Origin of the sequence: Pseudomonas sp. MD330_10 (genome assembly GCF_042610415.1) — a bacterium.
In the GTDB taxonomy this organism is placed as follows: Bacteria; Pseudomonadota; Gammaproteobacteria; order Pseudomonadales; family Pseudomonadaceae; genus Aquipseudomonas; species Aquipseudomonas rhodesiae.
The window spans coordinates 1-238 of the sequence record NZ_JBHGZU010000153.1 but is presented as its reverse complement, the minus strand read 5'-3'; the positions used below and the strand labels follow the sequence as shown (position 1 = coordinate 238).

Annotated in this window: 1 pseudogene; it reads left to right on the top strand. The window is 57.1% G+C overall.

Going from position 1 to position 238, the window contains the following annotated elements:
* A pseudogene (locus ACFZPT_RS27000) lies at positions 1-238 on the top strand (NADH:ubiquinone oxidoreductase subunit N); the annotation flags it as partial.

Here is a 238-nt window from a genome sequence, read left to right as displayed (position 1 = left end):
CGCACCTTCCAGGAAGTGAGGGGCGATCTGACGGGCACGCCGTTGGAAATAAGCCTCGAATCTCTGAAAAAACAGTGCGTGGTGCTCGACTAGCTGGTCGGCGAAGGTCGGCATTGGCTAAATAACGCGCGGGAATTGTCCGAAGTCGCCACGCAGATGGCCAGCGAGCGTTAACATATGGACTTCTGCGACCACAAGACCGAAACCCCTTGCAACGCCGTGATCCACCGCGAATTCG